This window comes from Salibacterium halotolerans (assembly GCF_900115625.1).
GTDB classification, from domain to species: Bacteria; Bacillota; Bacilli; order Bacillales; family Marinococcaceae; genus Salibacterium; species Salibacterium halotolerans.
This window is the reverse complement of sequence record NZ_FOXD01000011.1, coordinates 95,096-117,070: the sequence shown is the minus strand read 5'-3', so window position 1 is coordinate 117,070 and position 21,975 is coordinate 95,096. Positions and strand designations below refer to the sequence as shown.

The following is a 21,975-nucleotide window of genomic DNA, read 5'->3' as shown; positions in this document are numbered from 1 at the left end:
GACTTCATTATACCGAAAGAGGCGATTTTTTTGTATATGAAATAGAAAAAGGAGCTGTAAAAGGTCATTTTTTCACAACCTTTTGATACAGCCCCGAATGTTCTGTCAGTCCCGAAACCCTACCAATTGAAAAACAGCTTGAGTGCGATGGTTAACGCTGTGTAACCGACAGCGCCGCCAAGAAAGGTGCGGAAATGGGCATTTTCTTCAGAAGGCAGTTCTTTTTGCAGTACGTTCATGATCATCGCGCCTGAGATGAAGGCGAACACGATACCAAGCATATAAGACGGCATCGGGGCGAACACTCCGACAGCCCAGCCGGCCAGAATGCCTGAAGCAAGCAGATAGCGGCCGAGTTTTTCGTAACGCGCCGCGTCCTCCCTCCACAAGTCATGGGACACCGCCATGAAGTGCAGACCGACTGCAATGCCGTAAAATACAGCTTCTATTCCCTTTATATCAGAAGCAAATATATGATAGGAGATCAGCATGTTATACACGACAAAAAATGCAATCTGAATCCAAAAGAAGCTTCCTTCTCCCTTTGCGTGTTTACGGGAAGCCCGTTCCGCCGCTTTGTGAACGCCGTAAAACACCAAAAGTCCTACAAGCCCCAATATGTATAACTCCGATTCCATCGTCAGGCCGGAATCCTTCGAGAGACTATCCTGCTGCTTATGAAGCGACGGCAGTACATACACAAACACATAAGATACTGCCACCCCGCCGGAAAAGGAGAGCCACTTGAAGCGTCCGATAGTACTGGTGGAAATGATTTTATTCGCAAACAATTGGACAACCAAATATAGTGCCCCAAGTAATATTGTGTCAACGGCCATGAATATTCTCCTTTAATCGTTGTATGCCAACCCCTGCATTCCCCGGATGCCTTCCGCATAAACCCGTTCTTATGAGGCTGTCCCCTTCCCCTCTGACTTTCATGAGAAAGTGTGTCAGATTACCTATCGTTTTTGCACAACGTACGCTCTATATAATATACACTCAAAATACATATTAAAGTCAGATAAAGGGGGATACCCGATCCATGGAACAATCGCAGGGCACCATTCATATTGTCGGCGCGGGGCCCGGCTCCCCCGGCCTCCTTACTCTCCGCGGGGCAGAGTGCCTCCAGCAGGCCGATGTGGTTCTGTATGACCGACTGGCACATCCCGCCCTGCTGCTGCACGCCCCGAAGGACGCAAAACTGATTTACTGCGGCAAAAAGCCCTGTGCTCATACGCTGAGACAGGAAACCATCCAGCAGGAAATGATCGTTCACGCCCGCCGCGGAAAAAAAGTGGTCCGGCTGAAAGGAGGGGACCCTGCCATTTTCGGAAGGGTGACGGAGGAAATGGAAGATCTGAAAAAGCGCGGCATTCCCTATGAAATTGTCCCCGGTATTACTGCCGCAAGCGCGGCCAGTTCTTATGCCGGAGCTGCCTTGACCGACCGGCGTTATGCCCACGGTTTCCGGGTGCTTACCGGCCACGGTCAGGGGCCTTCCGGAGAAACAGCAGCAGATTGGGAAAACCTTGCCGCAACCAGTGATACGCTCATTTGGTATATGGGGGTGAAACGCCTCGACTTCATCACCTCCCGCTTGATGGAGTACGGGAAAGACAGGGACACGGAAGTATTAATTGTAGAGTGGGCTTCCCACCACCGGCAGCGGACAGTCAGTGGGCCGCTTCATGCTATTTCCGCCAAGGCCGCAGAACAGAACATCACTAATCCATCGGTTATCTTTGTCGGAAACGCCGCAGGGCATCACCAGGACTGTCAATGGTTCCATCCATCAGCTGCCGGAGGAATCCTGGCCTTCCCGCAGTCCAGTGCCGAAGGGGCCGTGTATGAACAGCTGAAAACAGAAGGAATGGATGTATATATCCATTCCGTAATATCAGAATATTTTCATGAATCAGAAAATACAAAGATCATTATGAATCGTCTTTTGGAAGAAGGATTTATCCGCCACATGGTCTTTCCTTCTACAAAGGAAGGGCAGCAGTTATATGAAGACTGTCTGAAAAACAGGACAGCAAAAGCGCAGCCGCTTACCTGTTGGATGACCGCCACCGGTGGAATCTCCAGCACGTTCACGCCCATGCTTCCTTTGCTGCCCCTTGAGTCGCCGCAGAACTGGCCCGGTATTTTTCTGACGGATGAACACAAGACGACCGCCGCTTCAGACACGAAAGCAACCATGTAAAAACCTTTGATTTCATAGAAGGAGGAAACATGTTTATGACCGATCACAAAGAACAGATAGTCGTTATCGGAAACGGAATGGCCGGTGTAAGAGCCGTGGAGGAAATACTGAAAAGAGACCCCGAGCGCTATAAAATTACCATCTTCGGCAAAGAACCTCATCCAAACTACAACCGTATTTCGTTATCTTCAGTGCTCCAGGGGGACACCGAACTGGATGACATTATTCTAAATACGTACGAGTGGTACGAACAAAATAACATTACCCTCTACACGGGAGATCCAGTCGTTGACATTGATACTGAAAAGCAGGTCGTAACGAGTGAAAACAACAAGACTGTAACCTATAACCGTCTTATTCTTGCGACCGGCTCCAACCCCTTTATGCTTCCGCTTCCAGGTGCTGATAAAGAAGGTGTCATTGCCTTCCGCGATATCGAAGACTGTGAAACCATGATTAACGCTTCTTCGCATTACCAGCGTGCTGCCGTGATCGGCGGAGGCCTTCTCGGTCTGGAAGCCGCCCGCGGCCTGTTGAATCTGAATATGGAAACGGAGGTCATTCATCTTGCCGATTCCCTCATGGAACGTCAGCTCGACAGCACCGCCGGACAGATGCTGAAAGAGGAACTTGAACAGCAGGGCATGCGGTTCCATATGGAAAAACAAACGGAACAGATTGTCGGCGGAGACCGCGTCGAAGGATTGTACTTCAAGGACGGCACGAAATTATATGCCGACCTCATCGTCATGGCCGTTGGAATCAAACCCAATATCGCATTGGCACAGAAGACAGGCATCGGAACCAATCGTGCCGTAGTCGTCAACGACTACATGGAGTCCGACGCTTTGAATGTGTACGCCGTCGGGGAATGCGCAGAGCACAACGGCATCGCGTACGGCCTTGTCGCACCGCTTTACGAACAGGCAAAGGTGCTCGCCGACCGGCTCTGCGATGACAGCTCGACCGCCTCCTATACCGGTTCTCTCATGTATACGCAGTTGAAAGTGTCCGGCGTGGACGTTTTTTCCGCCGGTGATTTCATGGACGGGGAAGGGAAGAAAGCGGTACGCGTTCACGATGAATTCGAAGGCGTCTATAAGAAAGTAATGGTTCAGGACGAAAAAGTCGTCGGTTCCGTTCTGTTCGGTGACACCTCCGACTCTCCCCGGCTTCTGGATATGATGAAAAAGCAGGAAGATATCAGCGGGATGAGCAAAGCTGTACTGCTGCCGTCCGAGGACGGCGCCCGGACGGAAAGCCCCGTCCTGTCCATGGCACCTGACGAAACCATCTGCGGCTGTAACGGCGTTTCCAAAGAGGCGATCGTTCAGTCTATTGAGCAGGAAGGTCTGTCATCGGTCGAAGAAATCAAACAGCACACCAACGCCTCGCGCTCATGCGGCGGCTGTAAACCGCTTGTTTCCGACCTGCTGCAGGCTGTGCTCGGCGATGAGGTCACAGAATCCCAGGTAGAGCCGATATGCGGATGCACGACGATGTCCCACGAACAGGTGCAGGACGCCATCCGCACCAGACAGCTCACCCATCCACGCGAAGTCATGAACGTGCTCGGCTGGGAGCATGAGGAAGGCTGCACGAAATGCCGTCCAGCTGTCAACTATTACCTTGGCGTTATTCATCCCGAAACGCATGAAGACGACGACCGGTCGCGTTTTGTGAACGAACGGATGCACGCCAATATTCAGAACGACGGCACGTACTCGGTCGTGCCGAGAATGTACGGCGGGGTGACCAACTCCGATCAGCTTCGCACCATCGCCAATGTAGCTGAAAAATACGACGTGCCAATGTTAAAACTGACGGGCGGACAGCGCATTGATATGCTCGGAGTTAATAAAGAAGACCTGCCGGATATCTGGTCTGACCTTGATATGCCGTCCGGACACGCTTACGGCAAAGCTATCCGAACCGTCAAAACATGTGTCGGGGAAGACTTCTGCCGCTTCGGCACGCAGGACTCGATTGGTATGGGCATTGCCATTGAAAAGAAATTCGAACGTCTCCAGACTCCCCACAAAATAAAGATGGCCGTATCAGCCTGCCCGCGGAACTGCGCAGAATCCGGTATTAAAGATATTGGCATTGTCGGAGTGGAAGGGGCATGGGAGATGTATGTCGGCGGAAACGGCGGAGTTGAACTAAGAGCCGGCGACAGACTTGTGAAAGTATCTTCGGGAGATGAACTGCTCGATATCATGAGTGCCTTCATGCAGTATTACCGCGAAGACGCCCGCTATCTGGAGCGGACGTCCCACTGGGTGGAACGTGTGGGACTGGACCACATCAAGAGCACGATTATTGATGACAAAGAAACCCGCCGTTTCTATCAGGAGCGCATGGAGCACGCCCTCGAACACAAACCGGAAGATCCGTGGGCGAGCTTAACTCATAACGAAAACAAACGGAAAGAACTGTTTGAGCGTAAAGCCGTAGAAATGGTATAAAAAGGAGAGAAAAATATGGATGCGCTGCAGGGAAAAAAACTATATATTCTGGATTATGAAGAACTTGATTCCCATCTTCCGAAAGAAGTTCTCATAGGAGAGCAGTCTATTGCCGTTTTTTTGAATGACGGAGATGTCCACGCGATTGAGAACAGCTGTCCGCACCGCGGCGGACCGCTGTCGCAGGGAATGGTAAGCGGAAAATACGTCTTCTGCCCGCTCCATGACTGGAAAATTGACGTAACCGACGGCATCGTCCAGGGCGCCGATGAAGGCTGCGTCAAAACATTTGAAACCACCGTGGAAAACGGAGCTGTTTACCTGAAGTACGAGTGACACGCACGCGGGCAGTTCCCGCTTCCAAAAATTGATCCAAAGAAAAGCACGGCCGGTGACTACGCCTCATCATCGGTCGTGCTTTTGTCTTCCGGGCATTGTTACATGCCCGGCTCGTATGTGAGATGGTGCTTATGGTAACGTCCCGTCTCTCACCGCAATACATTCCGCAGTGACTGCGCCGCCTGCTGGATATCAGGGGCCCGGCTGATGGCCGATATGACCGAAACACCGTCCGCCCCGGCTTCCATCACCGATGCCGCATTTTCGGTGCCGATGCCGCCAATGCCGACAATGGGCAGCGTGATACCCGACTGCCGGAGCATGCGGACTGTTTCCGGCCCTACCGGTGCTTCAGCGTCTTCTTTGGTGGATGTGGCAAACATCGGGCCTGCTCCAAGATAGTCCGCGCCGTCCTGTACAGCCTGCTCTGCTTCAGCCTTTGTTTTAGCAGACACGCCGACCGTCATCGAGCCGGAGCACCGTTTTTTTATATCGCGGAGCGGCGTATCCTCCTGACCTGCGTGTATTCCGTCGGCGCCGAGTTCGAGCGCAAGATCCACGTCATCGTTCACAATAAACGGAACCCCGGCCTCCCGGCAGATCACCTGGAGACGCTGCGCCAGCTCCTTTTTCCCGCTGGCTTCGCGGGCGTCCTCCCCTTTTTCCCGGAACTGAAAGCAGGTGATTCCTCCCTGCACGGCTTCACGCAGCGCCTCTTCCGGATCCTTGTCCGTATTATTGCTTCCCATTATAAAATACAGAAGATACTGCTCTTTATTCATCATCGTTTGTCACCTGTTTCATGTTGAGGCTCTGGCGGAGATCAAGTTCGCCCACATGATACAGGGCATTCAGCAATTCGACCTGGAACGTGCCCGGGCCTTGATTGGCGGCAAAACCTTCCGCCCGTTCCGCTGCCGTGCCGTAAAACCCGAGTGCGGCCGCCGCAGCTTCTACCACTTGATCCGAAACGGTCAAAAAAGACGCCGCCACGGCGCTTGCAAGACAGCCGCTTCCGGTGATTTTTGCCATCATGGAATGTCCGTTGTATATTTGGTACGTTTCCCGGCCGTCAGACACCGCATCAACCGGACCGGTAACAGCAACCGGGATACCAAGAGTTTGGGCCGCATGTTCGGCAATCACCGCTGTGTCTTTTCGGTCCCCGGAAGTATCCACACCTTTCATATCACTTTCGAGCCCGGTAATGGCCGAAACTTCCCCTGCATTGCCGCGGAGCAGGGTGACTTCGAGCTGTTTCAACAGTTCCCGGGCCGTATCGGTGCGGTACGGCGTGGCGCCGGCCCCTACCGGATCCACGACAATCGGTATGCCTTTCCGGGACGCGGCGCGGCCTGCTGTGAACATGCTCTCGACCTGTTCCGGATGAAGGGTGCCGATGTTTAAAACGAGAGCGTCTGCCGCCCCTGCCATGTCCGCTGCCTCTTCCGGGGCATCCGACATAACCGGGGACGCTCCGGCAGCAAGCAGACCGTTTGCGTTAAAATTGGCAACGACCGTGTTGGTTATATTGTGAATCAATGGATTCTGCGTTCGAACCTGCTCCAGATAAACGGAGGCTTCTTTTGCTTTCATTCCCGATCCCTCCTTATTTTTTCAGCAGTTCCTCTATAGTAAGCCGCAGCCCCCAGTGATTAACCGGCCCGTTTCCTCTACCGATTCCAAGCGTTTCGGAAATCGCATGTGAGATAAAGTCTTTGCTTTTTTGAATGGCGCCCTTTACGTCTTCCCCCCGGGCAAGGTAAGCTGCTATAGCTGCCGAAAACGTGCACCCGGTGCCATGGGTATGCTTGGTTTCTGTTCTGGGAGCACGTACAACATCCAGTTCCCCATTGTAGTAGATAATATCTTCTGCATCGCCGTCCGCGTGGCCGCCCTTCACGACAGCCGCCGTTACGCCCATGTCCTCAACTATCACACGCGCCGCTTTTTCCCCGTCTTCCCGGGAACGGATGGTGATGCCCGTCAAGAGCTCGGTTTCAGCCATATTCGGTGTCACCACTTCAGCAAGAGGAAACAGCCGCTTTTTCATCAGCGACGTTGATTCATCCTCCATCAGTGAATCACCGCTTGTTGCCACCATAACCGGATCAATGACAAGCGGAATGTTGGTGCCGTCCAGCAGGTCCGCCGTCTTTTCAATCATGGCCGGTGTTGCTATCATGCCTGTCTTGACGACACGGGGTTCGATATCTTCGAGAACCGCCTTTATCTGTTCTTCCAATGCTTCAACGGGAAGGTGCCATACGTTACGGACCCCTTCTGTATTCTGTGCCACGACCGACGTGACAACCGCCATGCCGTAAGCCCTGCATTCCTGAAACGTTTTAAGGTCTGCATGAATTCCGGCTCCCCCGCTCGGATCGGTTCCCGCAATGGACAGCACACTCGGAATATCGTTCATCGTTTTATCCTCCCTTATTAAAAAAACCGCTCTTCTTCAGGAAGAGCGGCTGCACGTTTACCACTATACACACTGTGCGCCCGCTCCACTTTCCTCCGATGGTACTAGCCATATCAGGTTCTGAGGGACCGGTGCCCAAGCGGACACCATCTCAGCTGTGTTCAGCGCCCCTAGTGGTAGCTGTGTCGATTTGTCTTTCATTCTATCGTACCGGACGGGACTCAGCCCTGTCAATCGGAACAGATGGAAATCCCGCTCCCTACTGTCCGGTACTCTGTTCTCCTTCTTTGATTATACGCTCAAATTTTCTGAACGTTTCAAGCACCTGTTTCAGATCATCCAGATGAAGCTGTGTTATATAATCCTCGATGATGGACGCTTCGAATGTCTCAAACTCTTTTTTCAGCTGCCTTCCCGTTTTTCCGAGACTCATCGTCACTTCCCGGCGGTTCTGCTCATTGATGGAGCGGATAAGCAGACCTTCATTTTCAAGTTTATTGACGGATTGTGTCACCGCGCTTTTTGAAATGCCGAGCCGCTGCGCCATGTCTTTAAGAGACATGCCTTCTTGACGAATAAATATTATCATGATGGACTCCTGCCGGGCGGTGAGCTGGAGTTCACTTAAAATCGGCAGTTTCGGCTGCAGATACGATGCTATATTCTCCAGAGCATGGAGCGATTCCAGATATATTTTCTTATATTCCTCCGTATTCATGATATCCCCTTTTCTCTCTCCCCATTACAATAGTGCATCCGACCAGCCGTAATGAAGGAGTGCTCCTACGGCTCCGCTGTATTCCCCCCTGGGGAGGAAGTAAGGTGTCTTTCCTCTTAATTCGGTGTATCCTTTTATAATTTCTTTCAGTGTATCATGACCGGCAAAGGTCGAGCCAATATAGACGACTGTATCCGTTCCGAGACGGTCCGCGACCTGAACACTCATCGTCGTGATGGTTTCCCCGATCATTCTTACGACCGCTGCGATATAATCTTCACTGGAAAACTCCTTTTCTTTCATGTTGGCGGTATGACCGAAATTACTTGCGGTCAATGCTCCTGAAATCGGCGGTGTTTCGTGGGAGTAGATGTCGCCGACGGTAATGTTCAGTGCCTGTCCATTCCCCTGCTGTCCCATTTCTAAAATGGTTTCAAAATCACTGCGACCCGTAAGCAGGTAAGACAGACCAAGAAGCGTGCCGCCTCCCATGCCGCTGCCCCCTATACGTTCATAGGAATCTGCATAAACATAATGTATCGAGGTCCCGGTGCCGACGTTGGTCACCAAAAACCCGCTTCCGATACCGGAAGACAGGGTTTCTTTTTCAAGAAGCCAGCTCACTCCTTCACATGTCGCCTCGAATTCATTGACCCTCCATACCCTGTCCGGACAGGCTTCCGCGAATACACCGGCTTTTCCGCCGGTTATATGTATTTCAGGATTCGTAAATCGACGGTTAATCCATTCAATGATCTCATCTATCCGGTCCGTAGCCATCTTTTCAAACTGCAGGTGTCCTTCATGGCTGTATACTATCTTTACAAGTGTGCCGCCGGCATCAATACCGACATACTGCTTGTCCATCGACTCCATGTACCCCTTTCCCGCTGCTGCCAGCTTAACTTCACCATATCTCCGTATATTTTATACCAAAACGCACACAGAATGATAGAATATTTTATACGTTTGATGGCTTCTCCGGCAGACGAAAACCTCTTTTTTTGTTATACTTTGATAATCACTGAACACAGTTAGGCAGGGAATTATATGGGTGTTTACTCCATTTTAATCAGTCTCGTTATTTTTCTTAATTTAATTTTTGCTGTTATCATTATCTTTCTTGAACGAAAAGATGCCACCTCGACGTGGGCATGGCTGATGGTCCTGCTTTTCGTTCCGTTTCTTGGATTTATCCTGTACTTGATATTCGGCCAGAATCTCAGCCGGAAACGGCTTTTTGACTGGGAGGATATTAAAAAAATCGGCATCGAAGACCTGATTCAGGAACAGATTCATTCCCTGCGGGAGCAGCGTTTTCATTTCTCCGATCCGGACGCGAGGGATTACAGGGATCTTATTTACATGCATCTTGTCAATAATGATGCCCTTCTGACAGAAAACAATCAGGTCAGCATTTATACCGACGGCAAGGAAAAATTTGATCAGCTTATCGAAGACATTAACCATGCTGCGGACCACATTCATCTGCAGTATTATATTTTCCGTAACGATGAACTTGGAACAAGGTTACTTGACGCATTGACAAAAAAAGCCCGGGAAGGCGTCCGGGTACGGGTTTTATATGATGAAATGGGATCCAGAAAACTGCCGAAGCGCGCCTTTCATACATTGAAAAAAGCAGGCGGCAACGTTGAAATCTTTTTCCCGCGGCGGATTCCACTCATCAATCTGCGCCTGAACTACCGGAACCACCGCAAAGTCGTTGTCATTGACGGTAAAGCGGGTTACCTCGGCGGATTTAATGTCGGAGACGAATACCTCGGACTCGATCCGAAATTCGGGTACTGGAGGGACACTCACCTGCGCATGACGGGTCAGGTTGTGAAAGCCCTGCAGACACGTTTTATTCTGGATTGGAACCAGGCTACCCATCATCACTACATTCACTATGATGAGCGGCTGTTCCCGGAACACGAAGCAGCAGGGGATACCGCTGCCCAGATTATTTCAAGCGGTCCTGATTCAGAATGGGAACAGATTAAAAATGGCTACATCAAGATGATTATGGCTGCCAAAGATTCCATCTACATTCAGACTCCCTATTTCATTCCCGATCAGAGTCTGATGGATACACTGCGCATCGCGGCGCTGTCGGGGAAAGACGTGAGGATTATGATCCCCAACAAACCGGATCATCCGTTTGTATACTGGGCGACTTATTCCCACATTGGTGAACTGTTAAAGACCGGAGCGAGTGTGTATGTATATGAAAATGGCTTTATTCATGCCAAGACCATTGTCGTCGACGGAAAAGTGTCGTCCATCGGCACCGCCAATATCGATGTCAGAAGCTTCCGTTTGAATTTCGAAGTCAATGCTTTTCTGTATCACAGGCCGACGGCAGAGCGTATGGCTCTCACCTTTGAAACAGACATGAAACACTGCCGTGAACTCACTTTGAAAGATTACAGAGAGCGGTCCCTCTGGATCCGGTTCAAAGAATCAATATCCCATCTCCTATCCCCCATTCTGTAAACAATAAAGTAAAAAAACACTTTCGATTATCGTCTACGATAATCGAAAGTGTTTTTTTAGTAATACGTATTGAAAAAAAAAGAGGGTAACGTAACATAGAACGGTTCGTGATTACGTTTACCGGCTCCGGGAAAGGGAGAAACGTCAGCATGGGCGGACTAAAGCTGCGTTTTCATGCGCCGGCGCTGTGCAAACGTCGTTATGAAGCCTCTAAAGAGACGTTTTACACACACTGGCGGGAGCCAAACGTAACCAAGAGCGTGCAGGCGCGGAGTTTTGCCGGCTGCCTGACGTCGTTCATCCCGACTCCAGTTGATTAGTCCATGGTTCCGGCTTTCCAGAGCGCGGCCGTATTTCTGGCCAGGCTTTCTATGTAGGCTTCTCCGTTTTTCATGGCGGACTCCACCGTTCCCGGTCCCGGCATGAGGCTGAACGCCGTGGTAATACCGTGGTTGAATACTGCTTCGTATCCATCTCCAAGCTGGCCGCAGAACGCCATCACCGGTACTTTTTTCACCTGTAGGGCTGCTTTGGCTACACCGACCGGGGTCTTTCCGAACACCGTCTGATAATCCATTTTTCCTTCACCGGTGATAATAAGGTCGGCGTCTTTTATTCTCGTGGCAAAACGGGTTTCTTCCAGTACAATGTCAATGCCCGGTTCAAGTTCCGCCTGTAAAAAGGCTTTCAGACCCGCTCCCATTCCACCGGCCGCACCAGAGCCGGGAAGCGTATCCACATGAACGCCCAGCTGTTCTTCTATAACCTGCCCGAATCGGTACAGCGCCTGATCGAGAAGATTCACCATCTTCTCGTCCTCTCCTTTCTGCGGACCGTATACCGCGCTTGCTCCGTTTTCTCCCGTCAATGGATTCGTTACGTCACAGGCCGTTCGGATGTCGGTGCGGGCAAGCCGGGGGTCCAGGCCGGACGTATCAATACCGGCGAGTTCCGTTAATGCGCCGCCGCCTGCCGGAAGATCATGTCCGGAGGCATCCAGCAATCTCCCGCCCAGCGCCTGAAACATGCCGGCGCCTCCGTCATTGGTAGCACTTCCGCCGATACCGAGGATGATTTTCACAGCTCCTTCATCCAGTGCTGCTTTTATCAGTTGCCCGGTACCGAATGAAGTGGCGGTTACAGGGTTTCTGTCTTCTTTGGGAACAAGTGCAATGCCGGAAGCCTCCGCCATTTCAATCACCGCTGTCCGTCCGTCCCCGAGAAGGGCAAACTCCGCTTGAACCGGGATACCCGCCGGACCGGTCACTTCTTTTTTTATCATGTTCCCTTCCAGCGCATCTGCCATGGACCGGGTCGTTCCTTCTCCTCCATCGGCCATCGGGATCCGCTCTGTTTCGACAGCATCTCCGTACACCTGTCTGAATCCCCGCTCCACTGCTTCAGCCGCCTGCATCGCTGACATGCTTTCTTTAAAAGAATCCGGTGCAATCACTACTTTCATACGTTTCTCTCCTGTTCTGGAATAATCATATTATTCGTAAAGCTCCTCTTGATGCCGCCTGAGAACCGTTTCAAACAGATATTTCTTCTCAGGCAGAGGGAGCATGCACAGTTCACCTTCCAGGTCTCTCTGCTTCATGAGCCCGATAATCGATTGGCAGTAGCCGCACCAGCTGCTTTTATGCGTCATCGGATTTTCATCCGGATACCAGTCCTCTCTGGAAGGAACATAGTAACCGTGCATCGCCAGTTCCGTGCCGTCGGTCAGTTCCAGCCTCATGTGCAGCATGTCTCCCTGTTTCCACGACCCTTCTTCGGCATAGTCCCGGACAATCGATTCTGTTTCCACCTGGATTCTGGAATCCTTCACCTGCAGAAACCCGGGCAGTTCTTCTTCCCGGAGCTCCCGCCATCCCGGCGATTCCTGCCCGGTTTCCTGTAAATACGCAATATGTTCCTGATACCTTGAAAGATATAAATGAACCGGCTCCCGATCTGTCATGTCATCCCCCTTTTATGTGCTGCGCCTTACGTCAGGCCGTATTACATATTTCGATATAATGTTCCCGATTCCTTTTTTTATAGTGAACAACGTGAACCGTTACACCAAAATCCTGTACAAAGAAAGGGACTGCCTCTTTGGCGCCCCTTTTCTTTCCTGCTATTTACGAAAGAACTTCCGGTCCGTGTCCTGAAATACAAAGAACTTGATCATAAAGAAACTGGCCGTAAAGGACAAAAACATCGCGCACCCTTTGGCCGCATTATAACGCAGCCATCTCGGTACACCTGCCATTTCCAGCAGCTGGTTAGCTCCCAGGAATACGATGTTGTTCACGCCGAGGCTGACAATGCCCTGCAGAATGAACATCAGCCTCTGCCGACGGCTGCCTTCCGCTGAGTTACGAAACGTTATCATCACGTTCCAGAAATAACTGTTCGCCACCGCAAGAGAATAGGCGATTGTATTAAAAAGGGCCAGCAGTCCCCGTTCATCGGTCGGAAACAAGAGAAGCAGAAGGTTCAGCGTTCCAATATCGACTCCGGCATTGGTGAGTCCGATGACGCTGAACTGCATGAACTGAAATGGACCTTTTGTCTGTTCTTTCTTCGCCATGATACCCCTTCTATTCCAATGACTGGATCAGAGGGCGTGCGCTACGTTAATTTCTCTTTTTTCCGGGCAGCCTCATCCAATCCAACCGCTTCGTTATATAATTCCAGCAGCTGGCCTGCTGCTTCCGACCAGCCGAGCTCGCCTATATCTTTACGGGCATTGGCTGCCAGTCGTCTGCGCAGCGTTTCATCTTCAAAACGGCGCACCGTGTTGACAAAATCCCCGGCTTTCTCCGCATCATAAAGCAGACCGGTCCGTTCGTCCTCTATCTGCTCACATGTCGGGCCGCTCCGCGCCGCCACAAGAGGAAGTCCGGACGCCATCGCCTCCAGTATAACGAGACCGAGCGTTTCCGTCGTCGAAGGGAACACAAACACATCGGAAGAGGCATAGGCCTGTGCCAGTTCCTCCCCGTGCATAAAACCGGTGAAGACGGTTTTTGTCCCTTCAAAATGCCTTTCCAGAGGCTGCCGGTGCGGGCCGTCCCCGACAATGGCCAGCGAAAATTCATCCGATGCTTCGAGCACAGAGCGGATTTTCTCGATTTCTTTTTCCGGAGCCAGCCGTCCAACATACAGAAGCAGTTTGTCTTCCGTTCTGCCGTCGGTCAGCTTTTCTCTCATAGACGCACTGTAATTGCCGGGGTGAAAGTTTTCGGTGTCCACTCCCCGTTTCCATACATGTACATTCCGGAAAGAGCGCTCGTTCAGTTCCTGTTGAACCGTCTGCGAGGTACAAATATTCAGATCCGCCTGATTATGAAGCTTGCGGAAATACCACCAAATCACGCCTTTGAAAGGGGAAAGATGGTAATAATCCAGATACTGGGCCACGTTCGTATGATAGGAGGCCACAAGCGGATATCCGAGCCGGCGTGCATGCTTCACTCCTGAGTATCCGAGAATCGCAGGATTCACGACATGTACCACATCGGGATCATAGTCTTCCAGATACTCTTTGACGACGCGGTTCGGCAGGGCAAACTGCTTCGACCTGTAAACAGGCAGCGTCCGGGCCGCAACGCCCTTGACGGGAGCGCCGTCAAACTCATCCACCCCGAGGTCCGGAGCAATGATCAACACGTCATGGCCCGCACGATGAAGCCATTTGATACAAGCGGTCAATCTGGTAACTATTCCGTCTGTGGAAGGTAAAAATGTTTCCGTTACAATCGCGATCTTCAAGGAGGTCACTCCCAGTTTCTTTATTTCCAGGATACACCCGGCAGTACATTCTCTTCGATAACGCGGTCTTTATGATGCATCACGGCTTTGAGAATGTCCCGGATGACTTCGTCCGTTAACAGATGCGGTTCAAGTCCGAGATCTTTGAGTTTCGTGTTTACCGCATGGAAGTAGTGTTCTTCAAGTTCGACCCTCGGGTTGTCCAAGTGTGCGATATTCGTGCCGAAGCCTTCTTCCTGTGCCACTTTCTGCACTTTGGCGGCAAGGTCCAGAACGGAGAACTCTTCTGTGAACTGGTTAAAGACCCGGAACTCTCCACGGTCCGCGGGATTTTCGGCTGCGATTTCAATGCAGCGCACTGTGTCTTCGAGGTTCAAAAATCCACGGGTTTGTCCACCTTTTCCGTATACAGTCAGGTCGTGGCCTATGGTGGACTGAATGATGAACCGGTTCAGCGCGGTGCCAAATACACCGTCATAATCGAGACGGTTGGAAAGGACCGGATCCATCTTTGTTTCGTCTGTTTCGTGTCCGTACACAACCCCCTGGTTCAGATCGGTGGCACGGATTCCCCAAATTTTGCAGGTGAACATGATGTTATGGCTGTCGTGCACTTTTGACAGGTGATAGAACGAGCCTGGCTGCTTCGGATATGGAAGCACATCTTTGCGTCCTTTATGTTCCACCTCGAGGTATCCTTCTTCAATCGGAATATTCGGTGTTCCGTATTCACCCATGGTGCCCAATTTGATAAGATGGCAGTCCGGTACAATCTCTTTAATGCCGAAAAGCACATTCAGATTGCCGACAACATTGTTCACCTGGGTATACACGGCATGCTCGCGGTCAATCATTGAGTAAGGAGCGGAACGCTGCTCAGCAAAATGAACAAATGCTTCCGGCTTTTCTGTCATCAGAACCTGTTTCAGAAAATCATAATGATTCAGGTCCCCTTCGTATGTACGAATTTCTCTGCCGGTCAGTTCCTTCCATTTCTCCACACGTTCACTCAGGTCGGCAATCGGTGTGATCGAATTGGAATGAAGCTCGTCGTCCCACTTTCTACGGGCCAAGTTATCGATAATGGAAACATCGTGTCCCTGTTTGGATAAATAAAGGGCCGTCGGCCACCCGCAAAAACCGTCTCCTCCAGCTATGATAATATTCACGTCATAACCTCCACTCTCTTCTTAATATTCATTGGATATATGAAACGCCATATATAATGGCAGATTCTTATACCTGCTGATGATACCAAAGAAAAGGTATCATGTTCCAGTCCATTTCGCAAATGTTATTCCGCACTATGGGTGGATCGTCTTATACTTACTGTGACATTATAACATTTTCTATTCCATTGTATGTGTCAAATTGAATGGAATATTTATTGAAATTCAACCTTAACAAAAACTATATAATTCTATGTGTCTTTAAGGTGGTGAAGGCCGCGGTCCGCCGGACTCACCTGCACCTGCCCTGCGTTTGTACCGGGACGCAGCGGCTCCGTGGACACTAAACCACCCGATGGCACACATAGTGTCTACGGAGGTAGTGTTTAGGGACACTAAAACTCCGGCCGTGGCAGATAGTGTCCCTTGATTTCCGCCGGCGTCCACTAATTTTTGATTTCATCAGCATAGTGTCCACCAAACGATGTTCTATGGACACTACGCCCTGTTTTTCGATGTTAGTGTCCACAGCGGAAAAGGCACCAGACATATCGGGCAGACGCTTTCCGCTCCTGCCAATCGTTACATTGTCTTTCATAAAAAAGGAGCTGTACCTTTTGATACAGCCCCTTTCTTTTTCCTGCTTTATCCTCCGATGTACTTTTGGTAGAGGGTGCGGGCGTTTCCTTTATCGTTCTCGCCGTGAATGATTGTGCGTCCGTCCTGAAAAATAACAAATCGTTTGTCTTCAAGCTGCAGCACCAAAAGATACGGATTTTCTTTTTGCACCTGACCTTCGTACCTTTGTTTCAAATCAGAAAGAGAAAGGTACTGCTGTGCGCCGGGTCGTACTTGAACAGCGTCCCGGCCGCAGAGCACTTCTGTTTTGGCCCGGTTTTCATATTGCAGAAAGGGATAATGCGCCTGTTCTCCGCAGGACGGGCAGTCTGCTTTTTTCAGCGCGTTCACCTGCAGCTCGGACTTTTCATTCGTCCATAGATCAAAGGACAGCAGTGTTTTCCTCAATTCGTGCGGCTGTTCTGTGAGCAGCTTCATCGCTTCGGTCGTCTGATGGGCACTGACCATCTGAACGGCCGGGGCAATAATTCCGACTGTATCACAGGTCTCCCCGTCAAGTGGAATATCTTCCATCAGGCAGTGCAGGCACGCCGATTCCCCCGGCAGAATCGTGTATGTCAGCCCGTAACTCCCCACACAGGCGCCGTATATCCAGGGAATGCCGTGTTTCTGTGAAAAATCATTGAGAAGCATGCGGGTATCAAAATTATCAAGGGCATCGATCATGACATCCACCGGGCTGAGGCGTTCCAGAAATGCAGGATCTGCTTCTCCGACGACGGCATCAACAGTGATGTCTGAATTTACCAATTCCAGTCTATCTTTAGCCGCTTGGGCTTTCGGTTTTGGAAGTGCGGCATCACTTTCTGTATAAAGCTGCTGGCGGTTCAAGTTGCTGTATTCCACATAATCCCGGTCAATGATAGTAATCCGGCCGACACCTGCACGTGCCAGTGTTTCCGAAGCGGCACTGCCGAGTGCGCCGGCTCCGACGATAAGAACATGTTTTTCAAGAAGAAGGTTCTGCCCGTTTCTGCCTATTCCGGAAAACATGGTTTGACGTGAATACCGGTTTTCCATCACAGACGGCTCAGTCCTTCCGTTGGACTGCTTGCCTGGGCATAATACTTCTTCTCGATACGTCCGGCCTCATACCCGAGTTTTCCTGCTTCCAAAGCGTAATTCATGGCTTCAGCCATTTTCACCGGATTACCTGCCCCGGAAACGGCGGTATTGAGTAGAATGCCGTCCGCGCCGAGTTCCATCGCCTGGGCCGCGTCTTTCGGACTGCCGATGCCTGCATCTACAATGACCGGAACATCCGCTTGCTCCACGATATGGGAAAGATTATACGGATTAATAATACCAAGACCCGTGCCAATCGGGGCGGCACCCGGCATAACCGCGTGTACGCCAAGATCCTGCAGACGTCTGGCCAAAACAACATCGTCCGACGTGTAGGCAAGCACCGTGTATCCTTCTCCGAGCAGCGTTTCGGATGCTTTTATCGTCTCAACTGGATCAGGCAGCAGCGTTTTGTCACAGCCGATCACTTCAACCTTAATCATGTCGCACATGTCAGCCGCCGCTGCAATGTGGGCGATGCGCACCGCTTCTTCCGCGGTTTTTGCGCCGGCCGTGTTCGGCAGCAGCCGGAACCCGGATAGATCCATGCTTTCAAACGGGTCGGGCTGGCTTTCATCAAATAAATTCATTCTCCGCACTGCAAAGGTGAGCACCTCTGTGCCGGAAGCCTGAACGGCTTCCTTCTGCGTCCGGGCATCGGCGTATTTCCCGGTTCCAAGAAAGAGCCGGGATGCAAACGTGTAACCACCTATTTTCAACATATTCTGTCATCCTCCTCCAACAAAATGGACAATTTCAAATGTATCTCCATCCTGCACCGGCTCTTCGTCGTGTTTTTCTTTTTTAATAATCGTTCCGTTACGTTCCACGACCGCTTTTTTGCCGCCAAGCTGCAGGTGTTCCACGAGACTTCCTACGGTTTTTCTATCTTCGGGTATATCACGGGGGGTTCCGTTAATAATCAGTTCCAATGATTTCTTCCTCCTTTCGATGAATCAGACGCTGCGGCGAGAAGGCATCTATCCATTCCTGTTCCTGCGCCTTTCCTTCCAGTAAATCAGCCATCCAGGTGCCGGTCACCGCAGACAGCAGAATGCCGTTTCTGTAGTGTCCGGCTGCCATCCACAAGCCGTCAAAAGCAGTTTGACCGAGGTACGGTTTCCCGTCTGCGGACTGAGGGCGGACGCCGCTCCAGGCATACTGCCACGATGCCCGGCCGAGACCCGGCACGAGACGGCATGCTTTATGGAGAAGATGCTGCACCGCTTCCGCGCTTACTTCTTTTCCCATCTCTCCTTCCCGTTCGGTAGCGCCGATGATAATAGATCCGCCTGGTTTGGGGACAATATAAAAATCGGAGGCATGCACGGTTTTCTCCACAATCGGTCTTTTCGAATGAAGCCCTACACATTCGCCTTTAACAGGGATAAGCGGCGGAAGCTCTTCTCCAAGAGGCGGCATAAAGCGCGACCACGCCCCTCCGGCGAGCACAATCTGATCAGCGTAAAACCGTCCCTGCGGCGTTTCGACTCCTGTCACACGGCCGTTTTCAAAAATAAACCCGAGGGCTGGCGTGTATTCATAAAATTCAGCACCTTCACGGACAGCTGCTCCGGCGTAAGCTTTTGTCAGTTCCGGCGCTTTCACCTGGCCGTCTCCTTGAAGATAAATAGCGCCGAAATAATCACCGCCGATACTTCTGTCAATCGTTTTCACCATGTCAGGCTGGAGCCATTCCACTTCTTCTCCCGCCCGTTTCTGAAACGCATACATGCGTGCCAGCCGTTCCTGTTCTTCCGGCGTATCCGCAACTTTAATCATGCCGTTACGCACATAAGATACGGCGGTCCCGGATTTCTCTTCCAGTTCCGGCACTAATTCCGGAAACATACTCCGGCTTCGTCTCGCAAATTCGAAAAACGGACTGTATTCTTCCATTTCCGACTGTGCGCCGAGCATCCCGGCCGCGGCACTTGAAGCTTCTGCCCCGACTGTATTTTTCTCAAGTACCACCGTCCTGCGGTTCCGTGAAGCTGTTTGGTAAGCAATCGAGCAGCCGTTGATTCCAGCGCCGATGATGAGAACATCGTACGTCTTATTCATGGTCTGCCTCCTTTCCGTAAAGCGTCCCGGTAGGCTTTCGCTGCCGCTTTGGGATCAGGAGCTTCATATATTCCGGACATGACCGCCACGCCGGAAGCACCATTTTCCAGGCATCGCCTCGTATTCTCCGGTGTAATCCCTCCGATAGCAGTCACTGGAATCGATACAGCTGATGCCAGCTGTCTGAGAGCATGAAGTCCCCTTGCCGGCTGTCCGGCTTTGCTGTCTGTTTCAAAGATATGACCGAAAAAAAGGTAATCCGCTCCCTCGCGTTCTTTCCGGACCGCTGCGTCTTCACTGTGAATCGAACAGCCTTTCCACGCTGAAAAAGATGGGGCCTTCGAAAGCGGAATTGTTTCCGGAAAGTGCACACCCCCGAGCTTCATATGGCTCACCAATTCCGGATGGTTGTTTAGAATGATGCGTGTACGCGGCACACCTTCTGCTTCCAGACGGTGCACCGCTTCCTGAAGCTGTGCTTCGCTCCACGTTTTTTCACGTACATGAACATAATCTACTTCTTCATGAATCCGCACCGTTATATCAAGCCACTTCCAAAAAGACTGGCGGCCTGTTGAAATAACATGGAGCATACTGTCTGAAAGCTCCTTCCTGATATCATAACGACCTAAAAAAACCGCTCTCCGTAAAAGGAAAGCGGTGTGAGGTCCTGATGTCCCGACATCCCACTTTCCTCCGCTGGAATCATCCAGGTCAGGTTCCAAGGGTTTTAAAGGTCCACTTTAATCTCAGCCCTTCTGAAAGGGCACCCCCAGTGGTATTATTTGATATTATGCATTTCACTTCGTATACGTAAGAACGTATGTCAATCGTAAAATATACGGCATTCCCTGTCAATTGATATCATTCAGAGGAATACTCTGCTGCGGTGACAACGGTTTCTGCATGTTCATTCAGGCCGTCTTCGGTTTGAGCGTGGACGGTCAGTGTATACTCTCCTGCTGCTTCAAAAATGTGCGTGCCGGTGTAGACCCCGGTGCCGCTTTCTTCGGTTTCGAGCTGGACGGCGGAGCCTCCCTGCGGCGTCTGCAGGTCAAATGTAACATCCGCCCCTGTCAGCGCTTCCCCTTCGTGCTGGACTTTCACGCTTACATCAGAAGGCTGTCCTACCGTGATATCCTGTGACTGCACGGTGACTCCAAGCTGCTCCTGACCGCCTGTATCAGCATTTTCTTCGGAATTTCCGCTTTCTGTCTCTGCATCGCCGACCGTCACTTTTGTCGTCGGCATGTTGTGCATATCGCGGGCGGTGACGTGGGAAGTCACGTGATAAACGCCTTCCTCTTCAAACGTGTAGGGAATGGAATAACGGTTTTCCTCCCTGTTTTCAGAAAGAATTTCTTCACTGTTCTCTTTTGCTCCGTCTTTCCAGATTTCAAAACGAACTTCATCCGCGTCCGTCACCGCTTCGTCTCCCTGTGTCACAGAAGCAGCAAGCTCAACTTCCGTTCCCGATTCTGGATTATCCGGCATATCCGGCTTTACGCCAATGGACTGAACTTCCGTGTTTTCTCCGCCGGTGCCGCTTTCTTCTTCCGCCCCTTGACCACATGCGGTTAGAATCCCGGCAGTCAGTATAACGGCGGAGACAGCATACAAACCTTTCATCCCATGTCCTCCTTTTTTTCATTATACAACAAATGATTTACATTTTTGTACAGGTTCTCATGATTCGTTTATACTCCGAAAATAGATAACAGAATCCATAATGAAGGAACACTGCACAGTGTCGTCACGAGCGTGATACTGGACACCATGTTCGGACTGGAGTTGAACTGAACAGATATCATCGCAATCGTGGCCGCAGTCGGCATCGCAGCCGATACGATGAGAACCGCGCTCAGGGTCGGCCCGGTCTGCAGCGCAAGAGTGAGCAGAAATGCTGCGGCCGGAGAAATAATAAGGCGGAGAGCCGTGCCGATTCCAACCAGCTTCCAATCCAGAGAAGATACGGAAATCTTCGCCAGCTGCATGCCGAGTACAATCATGACGACAGGAATCGCAGCGTCAGCAAGCATATTCACGGCATCCATGTATGATTCTGTTATTTCCAATTGTACAGCCTGACACAACACTCCGGCAATGAGCGCATGAAAGACCGGCATCTTCAGCACGACCCGGAACGCATCCCCGGCTGACAGGCTGCTGCGGTTCGCTATGTAAACCCCGATAGTGCTCATGAACAGGGCCTGAATGACCATAAATATAATCGAATAGGAAAAGGCCGTATCTCCGAATGCGAAAAGAATCAGCGGAGCTCCGTAGTTTCCGGAGTTCATAAATGTTGTCGCCAGTGTCATCCCGCTAGTTTTTTCAGTATCCCATTTCATGAGGACACCGATCAGTTTATTAAGAAGAAGCATGACAATGAGAAACAGAATCGTAAATAAAACGATGCGGAACAGATCCGCATCCGGTTCCGTCGTATAAAAAGTACGAAAAACAAGAGCTGGATTTAATATGTAGAGTGCCACAGCGGACACAGACCCTACCTCCAGGATCTGTTTTCTCTGAAGCAGAAAACCCGCCGCAAAAATCAGAATAATCGGCACAAGGACGTTCAGAAACACAGACATAACAACGACCACCTTTTC

The 21,975-nt window shown here is 51.0% G+C and carries 22 protein-coding genes and 2 riboswitches; of the genes, 4 read left to right on the top strand and 18 right to left on the bottom strand.

The genetic code is table 11. From position 1 onward, the window contains the following. Positions 1–119: 119 nt before the first annotated feature. Positions 120–839: a hypothetical protein gene (locus BM124_RS10860; RefSeq protein WP_093337510.1), complete on the bottom strand. Its 720-nt coding sequence runs from the start codon at positions 837–839 to the stop codon at positions 120–122. 206 nt (positions 840–1,045) lie between these two features. Between BM124_RS10860 and cobA the strand changes: the two genes are divergently transcribed. The 3 genes from cobA to nirD are packed head-to-tail and all read left to right on the top strand — an operon-like array spanning position 1,046 to position 5,016. After that, positions 1,046–2,212 carry a uroporphyrinogen-III C-methyltransferase gene (cobA, locus tag BM124_RS10855; RefSeq protein WP_093337508.1) on the top strand — a complete coding sequence of 389 codons (1,167 nt, stop codon included), beginning with the start codon at positions 1,046–1,048 and terminating at the stop codon, positions 2,210–2,212. A gap of 35 nt (positions 2,213–2,247) precedes the next feature. Continuing rightward, on the top strand, positions 2,248–4,680 hold the full coding sequence (gene nirB / locus BM124_RS10850; protein WP_093337506.1) for a nitrite reductase large subunit NirB: 2,433 nt from the start codon (positions 2,248–2,250) through the stop codon (positions 4,678–4,680). A 15-nt stretch (positions 4,681–4,695) separates the two neighbouring features. Then, positions 4,696–5,016 (top strand): nitrite reductase small subunit NirD, encoded by a 321-nt coding sequence (nirD, locus tag BM124_RS10845; RefSeq protein ID WP_093337504.1) that lies wholly within the window; start codon positions 4,696–4,698, stop codon positions 5,014–5,016. A 152-nt stretch (positions 5,017–5,168) separates the two neighbouring features. Here the strand turns inward: nirD and thiE are convergent, their stop codons facing one another. From thiE to coaW, 5 genes are all read right to left on the bottom strand, one after another. After that, on the bottom strand, positions 5,169–5,804 hold the full coding sequence (thiE, locus tag BM124_RS10840) for a thiamine phosphate synthase (protein WP_244504307.1): 636 nt from the start codon (positions 5,802–5,804) through the stop codon (positions 5,169–5,171). Then, positions 5,794–6,615: a hydroxyethylthiazole kinase gene (gene thiM, locus BM124_RS10835; protein ID WP_093337503.1), complete on the bottom strand. Its 822-nt coding sequence runs from the start codon at positions 6,613–6,615 to the stop codon at positions 5,794–5,796. Before thiM ends, thiE begins: the two co-directional genes overlap by 11 nt. A gap of 13 nt (positions 6,616–6,628) precedes the next feature. Continuing rightward, the gene (gene thiD / locus BM124_RS10830) at positions 6,629–7,444 is read right to left on the bottom strand and encodes a bifunctional hydroxymethylpyrimidine kinase/phosphomethylpyrimidine kinase (protein WP_093337501.1); all 816 of its coding nucleotides are present in this window, start codon (positions 7,442–7,444) and stop codon (positions 6,629–6,631) included. Between the two features lie 73 nt (positions 7,445–7,517). Next, a riboswitch (TPP riboswitch) is annotated at positions 7,518–7,626 on the bottom strand. Positions 7,627–7,703: 77 nt separating this feature from the next. Beyond that, entirely contained in the window at positions 7,704–8,162 is a 459-nt protein-coding gene (locus BM124_RS10825) for a MarR family winged helix-turn-helix transcriptional regulator (RefSeq protein WP_093337499.1), read from the bottom strand. Between the two features lie 24 nt (positions 8,163–8,186). After that, positions 8,187–9,038, bottom strand: coding sequence for a type II pantothenate kinase (coaW, locus tag BM124_RS10820; RefSeq protein WP_093337497.1), 852 nt, complete (start codon positions 9,036–9,038; stop codon positions 8,187–8,189). A 174-nt stretch (positions 9,039–9,212) separates the two neighbouring features. Here coaW and cls point away from each other — a divergent pair, with 174 nt between their 5' ends. Continuing rightward, a complete protein-coding gene (gene cls, locus BM124_RS10815; RefSeq protein WP_093337495.1) occupies positions 9,213–10,661 on the top strand; it encodes a cardiolipin synthase in 1,449 nt (482 codons plus the stop codon). 316 nt (positions 10,662–10,977) lie between these two features. Here cls and BM124_RS10810 read toward each other — a convergent pair whose 3' ends face one another. From BM124_RS10810 to BM124_RS10755, 12 genes are all read right to left on the bottom strand, one after another. Continuing rightward, positions 10,978–12,123: a glycerate kinase gene (locus tag BM124_RS10810; RefSeq protein ID WP_093337493.1), complete on the bottom strand. Its 1,146-nt coding sequence runs from the start codon at positions 12,121–12,123 to the stop codon at positions 10,978–10,980. A gap of 30 nt (positions 12,124–12,153) precedes the next feature. Continuing rightward, positions 12,154–12,624 carry a hypothetical protein gene (locus tag BM124_RS10805; protein WP_093337492.1) on the bottom strand — a complete coding sequence of 157 codons (471 nt, stop codon included), beginning with the start codon at positions 12,622–12,624 and terminating at the stop codon, positions 12,154–12,156. A gap of 159 nt (positions 12,625–12,783) precedes the next feature. Continuing rightward, positions 12,784–13,239 carry a GtrA family protein gene (locus tag BM124_RS10800; protein WP_093337490.1) on the bottom strand — a complete coding sequence of 152 codons (456 nt, stop codon included), beginning with the start codon at positions 13,237–13,239 and terminating at the stop codon, positions 12,784–12,786. A 41-nt stretch (positions 13,240–13,280) separates the two neighbouring features. Then, entirely contained in the window at positions 13,281–14,423 is a 1,143-nt protein-coding gene (locus tag BM124_RS10795) for a glycosyltransferase family 4 protein (RefSeq protein WP_093337488.1), read from the bottom strand. Positions 14,424–14,443: 20 nt separating this feature from the next. Further along, entirely contained in the window at positions 14,444–15,592 is a 1,149-nt protein-coding gene (locus BM124_RS10790) for an NAD-dependent epimerase/dehydratase family protein (RefSeq protein ID WP_093337487.1), read from the bottom strand. Between the two features lie 645 nt (positions 15,593–16,237). Then, positions 16,238–17,251 carry a ThiF family adenylyltransferase gene (locus BM124_RS10785; protein ID WP_093337485.1) on the bottom strand — a complete coding sequence of 338 codons (1,014 nt, stop codon included), beginning with the start codon at positions 17,249–17,251 and terminating at the stop codon, positions 16,238–16,240. Next, on the bottom strand, positions 17,251–18,018 hold the full coding sequence (locus BM124_RS10780; protein ID WP_093337484.1) for a thiazole synthase: 768 nt from the start codon (positions 18,016–18,018) through the stop codon (positions 17,251–17,253). The genes BM124_RS10785 and BM124_RS10780 overlap by 1 nt, the downstream gene beginning before the upstream one ends. A gap of 6 nt (positions 18,019–18,024) precedes the next feature. Beyond that, positions 18,025–18,228 (bottom strand): sulfur carrier protein ThiS, encoded by a 204-nt coding sequence (thiS, locus tag BM124_RS10775; RefSeq protein ID WP_093337482.1) that lies wholly within the window; start codon positions 18,226–18,228, stop codon positions 18,025–18,027. Continuing rightward, on the bottom strand, positions 18,212–19,360 hold the full coding sequence (gene thiO / locus BM124_RS10770) for a glycine oxidase ThiO (RefSeq protein WP_093337480.1): 1,149 nt from the start codon (positions 19,358–19,360) through the stop codon (positions 18,212–18,214). The genes thiS and thiO overlap by 17 nt, the downstream gene beginning before the upstream one ends. Next, positions 19,357–19,953 carry a thiamine phosphate synthase gene (locus BM124_RS10765; protein WP_093337479.1) on the bottom strand — a complete coding sequence of 199 codons (597 nt, stop codon included), beginning with the start codon at positions 19,951–19,953 and terminating at the stop codon, positions 19,357–19,359. The genes thiO and BM124_RS10765 overlap by 4 nt, the downstream gene beginning before the upstream one ends. A gap of 81 nt (positions 19,954–20,034) precedes the next feature. After that, positions 20,035–20,144, bottom strand: a riboswitch (TPP riboswitch). 80 nt (positions 20,145–20,224) lie between these two features. Continuing rightward, the gene (locus BM124_RS10760; protein ID WP_093337477.1) at positions 20,225–20,989 is read right to left on the bottom strand and encodes a FixH family protein; all 765 of its coding nucleotides are present in this window, start codon (positions 20,987–20,989) and stop codon (positions 20,225–20,227) included. Between the two features lie 68 nt (positions 20,990–21,057). Next, positions 21,058–21,957: an AEC family transporter gene (locus BM124_RS10755; RefSeq protein ID WP_093337476.1), complete on the bottom strand. Its 900-nt coding sequence runs from the start codon at positions 21,955–21,957 to the stop codon at positions 21,058–21,060. Positions 21,958–21,975 lie beyond the last annotated feature (18 nt).